Genomic DNA, 12275 nt, shown 5'->3' with positions numbered 1-12275 from the left:
GGCAAGTTCTTTGGTCTGGCCGGCCTGCGGCTTGGGTTCGCGCTTGCCGATGCGCCGACGGTCGAGCGGCTGGAGACACAATTCGGACCTTGGGCCGTCGCCGGGCCGGCGTTGGAATATGGCATCCGCGCGCTCGCCGATCTCGGGTGGCAGGATGCGATGCGGGCGTCGCTGGTGGATGCGTCGGCGCGCCTCGATGCGCTGTTCGGCCGTTTCGGCGTTCGCGTCGCTGGCGGCACCACATTGTTCCGCTATCTCAGCCTCCCCGATGCCGGCGGCCTGTTTTCCGCGCTTGGCGAGAGCGGCATTCTGCTCCGGCATTTCTCCGGCCGGCCGCATGTCCTGCGCGCCGGCCTGCCGGGGAGCGAGGTGGAATGGCGCAGGCTCGAATCCGCGCTTGCCGATTGGGCGTCGCGGCGCGAGGATCGGTCGAAAGGTTAGAAACAATGATCCATGTCTGCTCGCTGGCGAAGATCGAGGAAACGGTGGCCAGGACAGGCGCCGACCGCATGCTATCGCTGCTTGCGGCCGGGACGGATGTGGTGCGTCCGGCCTCGATCCCTAGGGAAAACCACCTGCATCTGGTCATGCATGACATTGCGGTGGCGCAGGACGGCATGACCATGCCTGGCGAGGAGCATGTGCGCAGTCTGCTCGATTTCGCGCGCCGCTGGGACCGGGCAAGGCCGATGGTGGTTCACTGCTATGCCGGCATCAGCCGTTCGACGGCTTCGGCCTACATCATCACCGCGGCGCTGGCGCCTAAGCGCAATGAGCTGGAACTGGCGCAGACGTTGCGCGCGCTGTCTCCTTCGGCGACGCCCAATCCGCGACTGATCGCGGTGGCCGACACGCTGCTCGAGCGCAAGGGCCGCATGATTGAGGCGATCGAGTCGATCGGGCGAGGGGCCGACGCCTTCGAAGGCACGCCGTTCGCGCTCAAGATCGATATTTAGGCGGCTATTTCAGCCACTCCGCGAGCTTTGCCTTGCGCATGTCCCGCAGCAGGTTGATGAAGCCGTCGGCCTGATATTGCGCAGTCAATCGGCCTTTCTCTGCCGTTGCAATGCTGGCGTCGCCGACCACGCCGTTGGGGTTGAGATCCCCAGCGATCCAGGCGAAGGCATGCGTGCCGGTGTGGCGCAGCAGCGAGAAGTCCTTCTCGGCCTTGGCAACGTTGGAAATGAAATTGTCAGCCTTGCCCATGTCGACGAGATCCGGCCGGAAATGCAGCATCAAAGAGGTCTCGACATCGCCGCCATGAATGCCGTGGCGGTCCTCGAGCTCGGTGTACATGCCGGCCGGGCGGCCAAAGCGCTGCCAGCTGGTCTTCACCGCCAGCATCTTTTCGCGCACGCGCAGTTCGCGCGTGACGATGCCCATGATCTCCTCATTGCCGCCATGCGAGTTGACGACGATGAGCTTGCGCACGCCGGCGCGCGCGATCGACAGCCCAAGCTCGGTCCACGCCTCGATCAGCGTCGTTGCCGGCAGGGTCAATGTGCCCGGCGCATGGAGATGCTCATTCGACTTGCCCACCGCCTGGACCGGCAGGATACGGATGTCGAGGTCCTCGGGCAGGCGTGCGATCACCGTGTCGAGCATGCCGTTCATGATCGAGGTGTCGGTCGACACAGGAAGATGCGGCCCATGCTGCTCGATCGCCGCCAGCGGCAACACCGCTATAGTCGCCTCGGGATCGATCGAGGCATATTCTGATGTCCGGTAGTCGCCCCACCAGACGCGTCTTTTTGTCTCGTTCATTTTGTGCCTCAACGGAACTGATTTGGCGTCGGCGCTGCCCCTCACCCTTACCCTCTCCCCGTAAGGACGGGGAGAGGGTATCGCCAGCCTCGGAGCGCTTCCCTTCTCCCCGTCTCTATACGGGGAGAAGGTGCCGGCAGGCGGATGAGGGGCAGCGCCAACTTCGCGTGACTTTAGACGATTGGACTGTCGATTCGTAGGGTTTCACTGGCGCTTCTTACCCGGCCGCGATGACCTCGACCTCGACCTTGAATTCGGGCCTGGCAAAGCCGGAAACGATCATCAGCGTCGAGGCCGGCGCCGGGCTGGAGAACATACGGTCACGGACCTCCATATAGGGCCGCAGATGCGCACGGTCGGTGACGTAAGCGTTGATGCGAACGATATCAGGCAACCCCAGCCCGGCTTCGCCCAGGATCGCCGCGATGTTCTTGAAGCAGAGTTCGGCCTGCGCGCCGGCGTCTTCCGGTATCTGGTCGTCCGCCGTGATGGCGACCTGGCCCGAGCACAGCACCAGGCGCTTGCCGGCCGGCACCTCGACGCCGTGGCTGTAACGGGCAAAGGGCGGCTTGATCGACTTCGGGGTGAGAAACTTGAACATGGCAATCTCCTGGATATCGTCAGCCTAGGGCCGGATGCATTGCACCATCAAGATGGCGGTGCATGTCGCCCGTGCGATTGTGGACAGGCGTTCAAAAAATAGGCACGATGCCCTTCGGTGCAGCACGACCTTTCCGGCTTTCGCAGATGGCTGTGGTGCAGGCGGGCGGGTCCCGGCGCGCGACGCCGGTGGCATGTGTCTTGCTTCTTGAATCTTTGGTGTCAAGCACGGCGCGCAACGCGCCGGTGCAAATAAAGGGCGGTGTCAATGTACGTGAAACAGAAGATTTCGGTGGCGGTCGTGGCTCTGCTTGCGGCGAGCACACTGGGCGCAGCGGCGAATGAAAAAGTCACTTTCGGCACCAACTGGCTCGCCGAGCCGGAGCATGGCGGCTATTATCAGGCCGTGGCGGATGGCACCTATGCCGCCTGCGGCCTCGATGTCACCATCATGCAGGGCGGCCCGCAGGTCAGCGGCCGGCCGATGCTGCTCGCCGGCAAGATCGATTTCTACATGGGCGGCAATTTGCTGTCGGCCTTCGATGCCGTCCAGCAAGGCATTCCGATGCGCGTAGTGGCGGCGGATTTCCAGAAGGATCCACAGGTCATCATGTCCCACCCCGGCGAGGGGCTCGATAAATGGGAAGACCTGAAGAACGCCGAGCAGTACATTCTGGGCGATGAAGGTGCGCAGACCTTCTTCCAGTGGATGGTCATCGAGCTCGGTTTCGACGCCTCAAAGCGCGCGCCCTACACCTACAACACCGCTCCTTTCCTCGCCAACAAGAAGTCGATCCAGCAGGGCTACGTCACTTCGGAGCCGTTCGCGGTCAAGAAGGAAGGCGGCTTCGTGCCGAACCAGTTCCTGCTCGCCGACTATGGCTGGGACACCTATTCGACCACGATCGAGGTGATGCAGGACACGATCGACAAGAAGCCCGAGGTGGTCCAATGCTTTGTCGATGGCTCGGCCAAGGGCTGGTACAAATACCTCTACGGCGACAACAAGGCCGCCAACGACATGATCAAGAAAGATAATCCTGACATGAGCGACGAGCAGATCGCCTTCTCGATCGAGCAGATGAAGAAGTTCGGCCTTGCCGATTCCGGCGACACCGAGAAGCTCGGCATCGGCGCCATGACCGATGCGCGGATCAAGAGTTTCTACGACAAGATGGTCAAGGCCAAGGTCACGCCTGCAGGCATCGACATCACGAAGGCCTACACGCTGGCCTTCGTCAACAAGGGCGTCGGGCTCGAGCTGAAGAAATAGGCCGGTCCCGGCATGAAGAGGGAGAAGGTGGCGCAAGCGCCGGCCTTGGACGTCGCTCCGACCTTGCTGGCACTGCGTGGCGTCGGCAAGGTGTTTTCCAATGGCGTGACGGCGCTCAGCGATGTCGACCTGACGATCCGGGAAGGCGACTTCCTCAGCCTGCTCGGACCGTCCGGTTGCGGCAAGTCGACGGCGCTGCGGCTGATCGCCGGCCTGTCGACGCCGACGTCAGGCGTGCTCGACTGGCGCGGCGGCGGCTCGCTCGACCGTGCCAATATCGGCTTCGTCTTCCAGGAGCCGACGCTGCTGCCCTGGGCCAGCGTCTTCGACAATGTCTGGCTGCCGCTCAGGCTGAAAGGCATTTCTCGCGCCAAGGCCGCACCGGCAATAACGGAAATGCTGGCGCGGGTTCACCTCACCGGTTTCGAAGACGCGGTGCCACGCGAACTGTCCGGCGGCATGAAGATGCGTGTCTCGATCGCTCGCGCCATGGTGATCAAGCCGCGTGTGCTTCTGATGGACGAGCCGTTCGCCGCGCTCGACGAGATCACTCGCTTCAAGCTCAACAACGACCTGCTGGAACTGTGGCAGGACGAGCGCTTCACCGTCATCTTCGTCACCCACAGTGTGTTCGAAAGCGTGTTTCTGTCCAACCGCGTCGTCGTCATGGCGGCGCGGCCGGGCAGGGTGTTCGACGAACTCGCCATCGAGGCATCCTATCCGCGCGACGAGGCTTTCCGCACGTCGCCGGATTATGCAGCGCTGTGCCGGCAGGCCTCCGACGTTCTGGTCAATGCCATCAATTCAACGGCGGGCTCGCATCATGACGGTCATTGACGGCACGTTGAAACTCGACCCCGAGGAAGCGCGGCGCGTGCGCCAGGAGCGGCTCGAGCGGATCGGCCGCTGGGTGCTGCCGCTGGCGATCATGATCCTGGCGATCTGGCTTTGGGACCGCATCTGCGGCTGGAACGAGATTCCGCAGTACATCCTGCCGCGGCCGGGCGTGGTGCTGTGGACGCTCTACAACGATGCCGGCCTGTTGTTCTCCGCACTGCTGGTCACCTTGCGCATCACCTTCCTCAGCCTGCTCCTCGCGGTTGTCGGCGGGGTCGGGCTGGCGGTCTTGTTCGCGCAGTCGAAATGGGTGGAGATGTCGTTCTTCCCGTTCGCCATCGTCCTGCAGGTGACGCCGATCGTGGCGATCTTTCCGCTGATCAACATCTATGTCGACAATCAGACGACCAAGCTTCTGCTCTGCGCGTGGATCGTCGCCTTTTTCCCGATCCTGTCCAACACCACGCTTGGCCTCAACTCCGTCGACCGCAATCTGCGCGACCTGTTCAAGCTCAATGGCGCGACGCGCTGGCAGCAGCTGCGCTATCTCAGACTGCCGGCGGCGATGCCGTATTTTCTCGGCGGGCTGAAGATCGCCGGCGGCCTGTCGCTGATCGGCGCCGTGGTGGCCGAGTTCGTCGCCGGCGCCACCGGCCAGTCGTCGGGGCTCGCTTCGCGCATCATCGAGGCCGGCTACCGGCTGAATGCGCCGCGTTTGTTCGCAGCTTTGTTTCTGATTTCGCTGACAGGCATCCTGATCTTCCTCGTGCTGTCGCTGATTTCGCATCTCATTTTACGGCGCTGGCACGAGAGCGCGCTGAAGCAGGAGCGCTAGGTCCTTGATACCGAATACAGGTTCATACCGGCTCGCCAATGCCCGGCTTCACCAATCCCTGACGCCGGGCCTTGCCGCTGGTTACGACAATGATGGCTTTGCGCTCGGCGACATCGCTGTCGCCGATGGCAAGATTTCCAGCATCGCCGCGTATGCCGCATCGAAGGCCCCCGCCGACGCCATCAATCTTGGCGGCCGTATCGTGCTGCCGTGTTTCGTCGATTGCCACACGCATATCGACAAGGGCCATATCTGGCCGCGAAAGCCCAATCCCGACGGCAGCTTCATGGGTGCGCTGAACGCCACCGGCGCCGACCGCACGGCGCGCTGGAGCGCCGAGGACGTGGCGAAGCGCATGGATTTCTCGCTGCGCTCGGCCTACGCGCATGGCACCAGGGCGCTGAGAACCCATATCGACAGCGTCGCCCCTCAGGAGGAAATCTCCTGGCCAGTGTTCGAGACGATGCGCGAGGCATGGCGCGGCCGCATCGAATTGCAGGGTGCCTGCCTGCTCGGCATCGAGGGCGTGCGCGACAGAAAATGGTTCGACAGGCTGGCCAAACGAGTGGCCGCCGCCAAGGGCGTTCTGGGCGTCGTCACCTATATGGTGCCGGACCTGGAGGAACTGCTCGACCACGTCTTCGCGCAGGCGAGCAAGCACGGGCTCGACCTCGATTTTCACGCCGACGAGACCAACGATGTCGCCGCGATCTCGCTGAAGAAGATCGCCGAGGCAGCCCTGTGGAACGGCTTCGAGGGCAAGATCCTCGTCGGCCATTGCTGCTCGCTGGCGCGGCAGCCCGATCTCGAGGTGTTGGACACGCTGGACAAGGTGGCGAAGGCCGGACTGGCCGTCGTGTCGCTGCCGATGTGCAATCTCTATTTGCAGGATCGACGGAGCGACGGCACCACGCCGCGCTGGCGTGGCGTGACGCTGCTGCACGAGATGAAGGCGAGGGGCATTCCGGTGGCCGTTGCTTCCGACAACACCCGCGATCCCTTCTACGCCTATGGCGACCTCGATATGCTGGAGGTCTACCGCATGGCGACGCGCATCCTGCATTTCGATCATCCGGTCGCCGACTGGCCGCAGGCGGTGACCGCGACACCGGCCAAGGTAATGCGGCTCGATGGCTTCGGCGTGCTTGCCGCCGGCGGCGACGCGGATTTCGTCCTGTTCAAAGGTCGAAGCTGGACGGAATTGCTGTCGCGGCCCGAATCGGATCGCATCGTCGTGCGCGCCGGACGCGCGATCGACTGGCAATTGCCCGACTATGCCGAACTCGACGAGCTGATGGTGGAATGATGGATGTTTCGGCGCTCAAACGCGATCTCGACGGGATAAAGCTCGACGACAATCCGGCGATCGTCCAGCAGAAGAGCCGCGACTTCTACTGGTACAGCCCGGTGCTGAAACGGCAGCTCGACCACGTCACCGGCGACCTCATCGTGACGCCGAAGACCGAGGCCGAACTGATCCGCGTGCTTGCCGCCTGTCACCGCCATGGCGTGCCGGTGACGCCGCGCGGCAGCGGCACCGGCAATTACGGCCAGGCAATGCCGCTGTCGGGCGGGGTGGTACTCAACCTCGCCGAGATGAACGAGATCAAGTTGATCGGCCCAGGCCGCGTGGTGACCGGACCCGGCGCGGTGCTGGCCGACATCGACAAGGCGACGCGGGCGCATTCCGGCCAGGAACTGCGGCTGTCGCCCTCGACCTACAACACCGCCTCCATCGGCGGCTTCATCGCCGGTGGTTCTGGCGGTGTCGGCTCGATCAATTTCGGCGGATTGCGCGACTTCGGCAACGTGCTGCGGCTGCGCGTGGTGACGATGGAGGCCGAGCCGAAGGTGCTCGAACTGACAGGCGAGAACCTGCACAAGGTGACCCACGCCTATGGCACCAATGGCATCATATCCGAGGTCGAGATGCCGCTGACGGCAGCCTATGACTGGATCGATGTCATCGTCGGTTTCGACGCCTTCATGGAAGCAGCCCGTTATGGAAACGCGCTCGCCTGCCAGGACGGCATCCTGACCAAGCTGATCACGCCGATCGCGGCACCCGTGCCGCAACTCTACTTCAAGCGGCACCAGAAATTTTTCAGGGAAGGGCAAAGCATCTGCGTCGTCATGGTGGCTCGGCATGGGCTGGACGCCTTCCTGGCCTTTACGCGCCGCGCCGGGGGCGACGTGATCTTCAACGCTGCCCTTGCCGCGCCGGAGGAGAAAAAGGGCCTGCCGCCGGCCTACGAGCTGGCCTGGAACCACACCACGCTCAGGGCACTGCGGGTCGATCCGTCGATTACCTATCTGCAATCGCTCTATCCCTTTCCCGACCAGTTGGCGCTGGTCGAGAAGATGGATGCAATGTTCCCTGGCGAGGTGTTCTCGCATCTCGAATTCGTCCGGCTGGACGGCAACATCACCTGCTTCGGCCTGCCGCTGGTCAAGTTCACCACCGAGGCGAAGCTCGACGAAATCATCCGCCTGCATGAGGACAATGGCTGCCCGATCTTCAACCCGCACCGCTACACGCTGGAAGAGGGCGGCATGAAGGAGACCGACGCCGTGCAGTTGGCCTTCAAGCGCGAGACCGATCCGGAAGGCCTGCTCAACCCCGGCAAGATGATCGCCTGGGAAAACCCGGACTACGACTACCGTTCGGGCCGGACTTTTCTGTTCAAGGGGCTGCAAAAGGCAGGCTGATGAACATCCTCGTGCTCTACGCCCATCCGGTCGAGACCAGCTTCAATGCCGGCCTGCACCGGATGATCGTCGAGCGGCTGACGGCGGCGGGTCATACAGTCGACAACTGCGACCTCTACGCAGAGAATTTCGACCCGCGCCTGACGCGGGCGGAACGGCTTGGCTATCACGACCCGCGTGGACCAGGGGATGCGGTTGCCGGCTACATTCAGAGGCTGCAGGCGGCCGAGGCCCTGGTGCTGTCATTTCCGGTCTGGAACTACGGCTATCCGGCGATCCTGAAAGGATTTTTCGACCGCGTCTTCCTGCCCGGCGTGTCGTTCAAGCTGGTCGATGGCAAAGTGCAGCCGACGCTGCACAACATCCGTAAACTGGCGGCTGTCACCACCTATGGCGGCAGCCGGTTCCGCGCCATGGTGATGGGCGATCCGCCGCGCAAGGTCGTGAAGCGCATGCTGCGCGCGACGATCAAGCCCGGCGCTCCCGTCTCCTATCTCGCCCATTATGCGATGAACTTGTCGACCGACGAAACGCGCAAGTCCTTCATGACGAAGGTCGCGGCCAGCATGGATGCCTTCTGATGCGTGCGCTTGTCGTCTATTGCCATCCGGTACCGGAGAGCTTTTGCGCCGCGATCCGCGACACTGCCGTGGATGTGCTGACGCGTCGAGGCTGGGACGTGCGGCTGCTCGACCTCTATGCCGAGAAATTCGATCCGGTGATGAGCTGCGAGGAGCGGCGCAGTTACAACAACCATGCGCCGCAGGATCCGGCGCTGAGGCCGCATTTCGAGCTGCTCAACTGGGCCGAGGCGATCCTGTTCGTCTATCCGACCTGGTGGTATGGGCTGCCGGCGATGCTGAAAGGCTGGCTCGACCGGGTGTGGGCGACCGACATCGCCTTCAAGCTGCCGGCGGGCAAGGGCGGGATCAAGTCGCTGATGACGCATGTCACCAAGGTCGGCGTCATCACCACCTGTGGTGCGCCAACCTGGTGGAGCGTCGTCGTCGGCCAGCCCGGACGCAAGACCTTGCTGCGCGGCATGCGGGCGCTGTGCGCCAGACGCTGCAAGACGTTTTTCCTGGCGCATTATTTGATGGACGCCTCGACGCCGGCGACGAGAGCGGCGTTTCTGGTCAAGGTGCGGGCGAAGCTGGAGCATTTTTGAGAGCAGCACTTGCCTTCTCCCACAAGGAGAGAAGGAAGAGGCGCCGCGCTACATCCTCACCCGTTCCGACCTCGGATCATACATCGGCTTCAGCGATGCTTCGGCGGCAAACCGTTCGCCGGCGATCTCGATCTCATAAGATGAAGCGAGCACATCCGCCTCGCTTTCGCCCTGGCATGGCACATAGCCAAGGCCGATGGCGCCGCCGAGATGATGGCCGTAATTGCCGGAGGTGACCGGACCGACGATCTTGCCGTCGCGCAGGATCGCCTCGTTATGGAAGAGCAGCGGCTGCGGGTCCTTCAGCCGGAACTGGACCAGACGGCGGTTCAACCCGGCCTCCTTCTTCTTCAGCACGGCGTCGCGGCCGATGAAATCGCCCTTGGCTGTCTTCACCGCGAAGCCAAGGCCTGCTTCCAGCACATTGTCCTCATCGGTGATATCGTGACCGAAATGGCGGAAAGCCTTTTCGATGCGGCAGGAATCCAGCGTGTGCAGGCCGCAGAGTTTCAGGCCGACATCCGCGCCGGCCTCGTCGACCGCCTCGAAGACATGGGCAGCCTGTTCGGTAGAGACATAGAGCTCCCAGCCGAGTTCGCCGACATAGGTGACGCGGTGCGCCCGGGCGAGCCCCATGCCAATCTCGATCTCCTGGAAGGTGCCGAACGGATTGTTCTCGTTGGAGAAGTCGTTGGGGCTGACCTTCTGGATCAGTTTTCGCGCATCCGGACCCATCAGGCAGAGCACGCTTTCGGCCGCGGTGACATCGGTGATGACGACGAACGTCTCACCGACATGCCGGCGCAGCCAGGCGAGGTCGCGTTGCAGCGTGGCCCCTGGAACGACGAGGAAATAGACCGTATCCGAAAGCCGCGACACGGTGAGGTCGCTCTCGATGCCGCCGCGCTGGTTGAGCATTTGCGTGTAGACGATCTTGCCCGGCGCCACATCCATGTCGTTGGCGCAGAGCCTTTGCAGGAAACGCTGAGCGTCGCGACCCTCGACTCGGATCTTGCCGAACGAGGTCATGTCGAACAGACCGACCTTGTTGCGGACCGCCAGATGCTCCTCACGCTGATTGTCGAACCAGTTCTGCCGCTTCCAGGAATAGCGATATTCGCGCTCCTGGCCTTTGCGCGCGAACCAGTTGGCGCGCTCCCAGCCGGCAACCTCGCCGAACACGGCGCCACGCGCCTTCAGATGTTCATGCAAGGGCGAGCGGCGCACGCCACGCGATGTCGCCATCTGCCGGTAGGGAAAATGGTCGGCATAGAGCAGGCCGAGCGTTTCGGAGACGCGCTCCTTGAGATAGCGGCGGTTCTTCTGGAACGGCTGGGTGCGGCGGATGTCGACTTCCCACAGGTCGAACGGCGCTTCGCCATCGTTGATCCACTGCGCCAGCGCCATGCCGGCGCCGCCGGACGAGACGATGCCGATCGAGTTGTAGCCGGTCGCCATCCAATAACCGCGCAGTTCCGGCGCCTCGCCGAGATAGTAGCGGTCGTCGGGGGTGAAACTTTCCGGGCCGTTGAAGAATGTGTGGATGCCGGCGGTGGCCAGCATCGGCATGCGGTTGACGCCCATTTCGAGGATAGGCTCGAAATGGTCCATGTCCTCGGGCAACTGGTCGAAGCAGAAGTCCTCGCGGATGCCGTCCATGCCCCATGGCTTGGCCACCGGCTCGAAGGCGCCGAGCATCATCTTGCCGGCGTCTTCCTTGTAGTAGGCGCATTCGTCGGGCACGCGCAGCACCGGTAGGCGGCCGAGGCCTGAGATGGGCTCGGTGACGAGATAGAAATGCTCGCAGGCATGCAGCGGGATGGTAACGCCGTTCTGGGCACCGAGTTCGCGCGCCCACATGCCGGCGCAGTTGACGACGATGTCGGCCTCGATGGTGCCTTGCTCTTCGCCCTGCGCCCAGGACACGCCGGTGACGCGGCCATTTTTTGTATGGACCTTCGTCACCTTCACATTCTCGACAATGGTGGCGCCGCGCTGGCGCGCGCCCTTGGCCAGCGCCATGGCGATGTTGGCCGGGTCGCATTGACCGTCGAGCGGCAGGTGCACGGCGCCGACCACGTCAGAGACGTTGAGATGCGGATACATCTGCTTGACTTCATTGGGAGAAATCTCGCGCACATCGACATCGAAGGCGCGGGCGAGCGATGCCTGCCGGTAGATCTCGTGCTTGCGCTCCTCGGTCAGCGCGACGGTGATCGAGCCGACCTGGCGCATGCCGGTGCCGACCTCGGTCTCGGCCTCCAGCTTGACGTAGAGGTCGGCCGAATATTTCGCCAGCCGGGTCATGTTCTGCGAACCGCGCAACTGTCCGATCAGGCCGGCGGCATGCCATGTCGTGCCCGAGGTCAGCTGCTTGCGCTCCAAAAGCACGATGTCGGTCCAGCCGAGCTTGGCCAGGTGGTAGGCGACCGAGCAGCCGGAGACGCCGCCACCGATGATGACGGCCCGCGCCTTGGTGGGAAGGGTCTTGACGGTCATGCGGCCTCGCGACGGTAGCTGGAAACAAAACGGCGCAGCCGGGCGGCTGCTTCACGCAGTACCGGTTCGGGCTGGCACAGGCTTATCCTGATATGGCCGGCCGCGGCTTCGCCGAAGCTGGAGCCGGGCATGACGCCGACCTTCTCCTTGTCGAGAAAGGCGAAGGCGAATTTCTCGTCGTCGGGTTCGACATCCGATATGTCGAGCATGACATACATGCCGCCTTCGGAACCGCGCACGGTGACATCGTTCATGCCGCGCACCGCGTCGAGCAGGACGGTGCGGCGTGCGGCGTAGCGTTCGGCGATGTCCTTGACGCCATAGTGCTGCTCCAGCGCCTCGGCGCAAGCGATCGAGATGAAGGCCGGCAGGCCGTAGGTTGTCACCAGGTTGAGGTTGGTCAGCAGCGTGATCATCTCCTCCGGACCCGTCAGCCAGCCCATGCGCCAGCCGGTCATGCCGTGGCTCTTGGACATCGAATTGATGACCAGCGTGCGCTCGGCCATGCCGGGCAGCGAGCGCGGCGAGACATGCTCGCCGCCGCCCAGAGTCCAGTAAACCTCGTCGGAAAGCAGCCAGAGGTCGTGCTC

The 12275-nt window shown here is 63.3% G+C and carries 13 protein-coding genes; 9 read left to right on the top strand and 4 right to left on the bottom strand.

Annotation, left to right across the window (positions count from 1 at the left end; all coding sequences use genetic code 11):
• The coding region (locus EOA36_RS13055; RefSeq protein WP_127277994.1) for an aminotransferase class I/II-fold pyridoxal phosphate-dependent enzyme at positions 1-441 on the top strand (441 nt) is incomplete at its 5' end.
• 5 nt (positions 442-446) lie between these two features.
• The gene (locus tag EOA36_RS13050; RefSeq protein ID WP_127277993.1) at positions 447-956 is read left to right on the top strand and encodes a tyrosine phosphatase family protein; all 510 of its coding nucleotides are present in this window, start codon (positions 447-449) and stop codon (positions 954-956) included.
• A 4-nt stretch (positions 957-960) separates the two neighbouring features.
• Here the strand turns inward: EOA36_RS13050 and EOA36_RS13045 are convergent, their stop codons facing one another.
• Together EOA36_RS13045 and EOA36_RS13040 are read right to left on the bottom strand one after the other, a co-directional pair.
• A complete protein-coding gene (locus EOA36_RS13045; protein WP_127277992.1) occupies positions 961-1764 on the bottom strand; it encodes a creatininase family protein in 804 nt (267 codons plus the stop codon).
• A 217-nt stretch (positions 1765-1981) separates the two neighbouring features.
• Entirely contained in the window at positions 1982-2365 is a 384-nt protein-coding gene (locus EOA36_RS13040) for a RidA family protein (RefSeq protein WP_127277991.1), read from the bottom strand.
• Between the two features lie 267 nt (positions 2366-2632).
• On the opposite strand from EOA36_RS13040, the gene EOA36_RS13035 reads away from it, so the two are divergent.
• Genes EOA36_RS13035 through EOA36_RS13005 form a run of 7 tightly spaced genes read left to right on the top strand, consistent with a single transcriptional unit; the run spans position 2633 to position 9186 of the window.
• The gene (locus tag EOA36_RS13035) at positions 2633-3637 is read left to right on the top strand and encodes an ABC transporter substrate-binding protein (protein WP_127277990.1); all 1005 of its coding nucleotides are present in this window, start codon (positions 2633-2635) and stop codon (positions 3635-3637) included.
• A 12-nt stretch (positions 3638-3649) separates the two neighbouring features.
• Positions 3650-4474, top strand: a complete 825-nt coding sequence (locus EOA36_RS13030) for an ABC transporter ATP-binding protein (protein WP_127277989.1) — start codon at positions 3650-3652, stop codon at positions 4472-4474.
• A complete protein-coding gene (locus EOA36_RS13025; protein ID WP_127277988.1) occupies positions 4461-5309 on the top strand; it encodes an ABC transporter permease in 849 nt (282 codons plus the stop codon). Before EOA36_RS13030 ends, EOA36_RS13025 begins: the two co-directional genes overlap by 14 nt.
• Positions 5310-5313: 4 nt before the next feature.
• Positions 5314-6615 carry a cytosine deaminase gene (locus tag EOA36_RS13020; RefSeq protein WP_127277987.1) on the top strand — a complete coding sequence of 434 codons (1302 nt, stop codon included), beginning with the start codon at positions 5314-5316 and terminating at the stop codon, positions 6613-6615.
• Positions 6615-8018, top strand: a complete 1404-nt coding sequence (locus EOA36_RS13015; RefSeq protein ID WP_127277995.1) for an FAD-binding oxidoreductase — start codon at positions 6615-6617, stop codon at positions 8016-8018. Before EOA36_RS13020 ends, EOA36_RS13015 begins: the two co-directional genes overlap by 1 nt.
• A complete protein-coding gene (locus tag EOA36_RS13010; protein ID WP_167531380.1) occupies positions 8018-8599 on the top strand; it encodes an NAD(P)H-dependent oxidoreductase in 582 nt (193 codons plus the stop codon). The genes EOA36_RS13015 and EOA36_RS13010 overlap by 1 nt, the downstream gene beginning before the upstream one ends.
• A complete protein-coding gene (locus tag EOA36_RS13005; protein WP_127277985.1) occupies positions 8599-9186 on the top strand; it encodes an NAD(P)H-dependent oxidoreductase in 588 nt (195 codons plus the stop codon). Before EOA36_RS13010 ends, EOA36_RS13005 begins: the two co-directional genes overlap by 1 nt.
• A gap of 48 nt (positions 9187-9234) precedes the next feature.
• Here EOA36_RS13005 and EOA36_RS13000 read toward each other — a convergent pair whose 3' ends face one another.
• Positions 9235-11685, bottom strand: coding sequence for an FAD-dependent oxidoreductase (locus EOA36_RS13000; protein ID WP_127277984.1), 2451 nt, complete (start codon positions 11683-11685; stop codon positions 9235-9237).
• Positions 11682-12275 (bottom strand): pyridoxal phosphate-dependent aminotransferase (locus EOA36_RS12995; protein ID WP_145969163.1); only part of this gene is annotated, 594 nt, incomplete at its 5' end. The genes EOA36_RS13000 and EOA36_RS12995, both read right to left, overlap by 4 nt.

It is taken from the genome of Mesorhizobium sp. M8A.F.Ca.ET.021.01.1.1 (assembly GCF_003998025.1).
Lineage (GTDB): Bacteria > Pseudomonadota > Alphaproteobacteria > Rhizobiales > Rhizobiaceae > Mesorhizobium.
The sequence above is the reverse complement of the archived record's forward strand: the minus strand, read 5'-3'. Positions and strand labels throughout refer to the sequence as shown.

Coding starts and splice junctions, on each gene's coding strand:
- EOA36_RS13035 (WP_127277990.1), top strand. CDS start 2,633: ATGTACGTGAAACAGAAGATTTCGGTGGCGGTCGTGGCTCTGCTTGCG.
- EOA36_RS13015 (WP_127277995.1), top strand. CDS start 6,615: ATGGATGTTTCGGCGCTCAAACGCGATCTCGACGGGATAAAGCTCGAC.
- EOA36_RS13030 (WP_127277989.1), top strand. CDS start 3,650: ATGAAGAGGGAGAAGGTGGCGCAAGCGCCGGCCTTGGACGTCGCTCCG.
- EOA36_RS13000 (WP_127277984.1), bottom strand. CDS start 11,685: ATGACCGTCAAGACCCTTCCCACCAAGGCGCGGGCCGTCATCATCGGT.
- EOA36_RS13050 (WP_127277993.1), top strand. CDS start 447: ATGATCCATGTCTGCTCGCTGGCGAAGATCGAGGAAACGGTGGCCAGG.
- EOA36_RS13010 (WP_167531380.1), top strand. CDS start 8,018: ATGAACATCCTCGTGCTCTACGCCCATCCGGTCGAGACCAGCTTCAAT.
- EOA36_RS13040 (WP_127277991.1), bottom strand. CDS start 2,365: ATGTTCAAGTTTCTCACCCCGAAGTCGATCAAGCCGCCCTTTGCCCGT.
- EOA36_RS13025 (WP_127277988.1), top strand. CDS start 4,461: ATGACGGTCATTGACGGCACGTTGAAACTCGACCCCGAGGAAGCGCGG.
- EOA36_RS13005 (WP_127277985.1), top strand. CDS start 8,599: ATGCGTGCGCTTGTCGTCTATTGCCATCCGGTACCGGAGAGCTTTTGC.
- EOA36_RS13045 (WP_127277992.1), bottom strand. CDS start 1,764: ATGAACGAGACAAAAAGACGCGTCTGGTGGGGCGACTACCGGACATCA.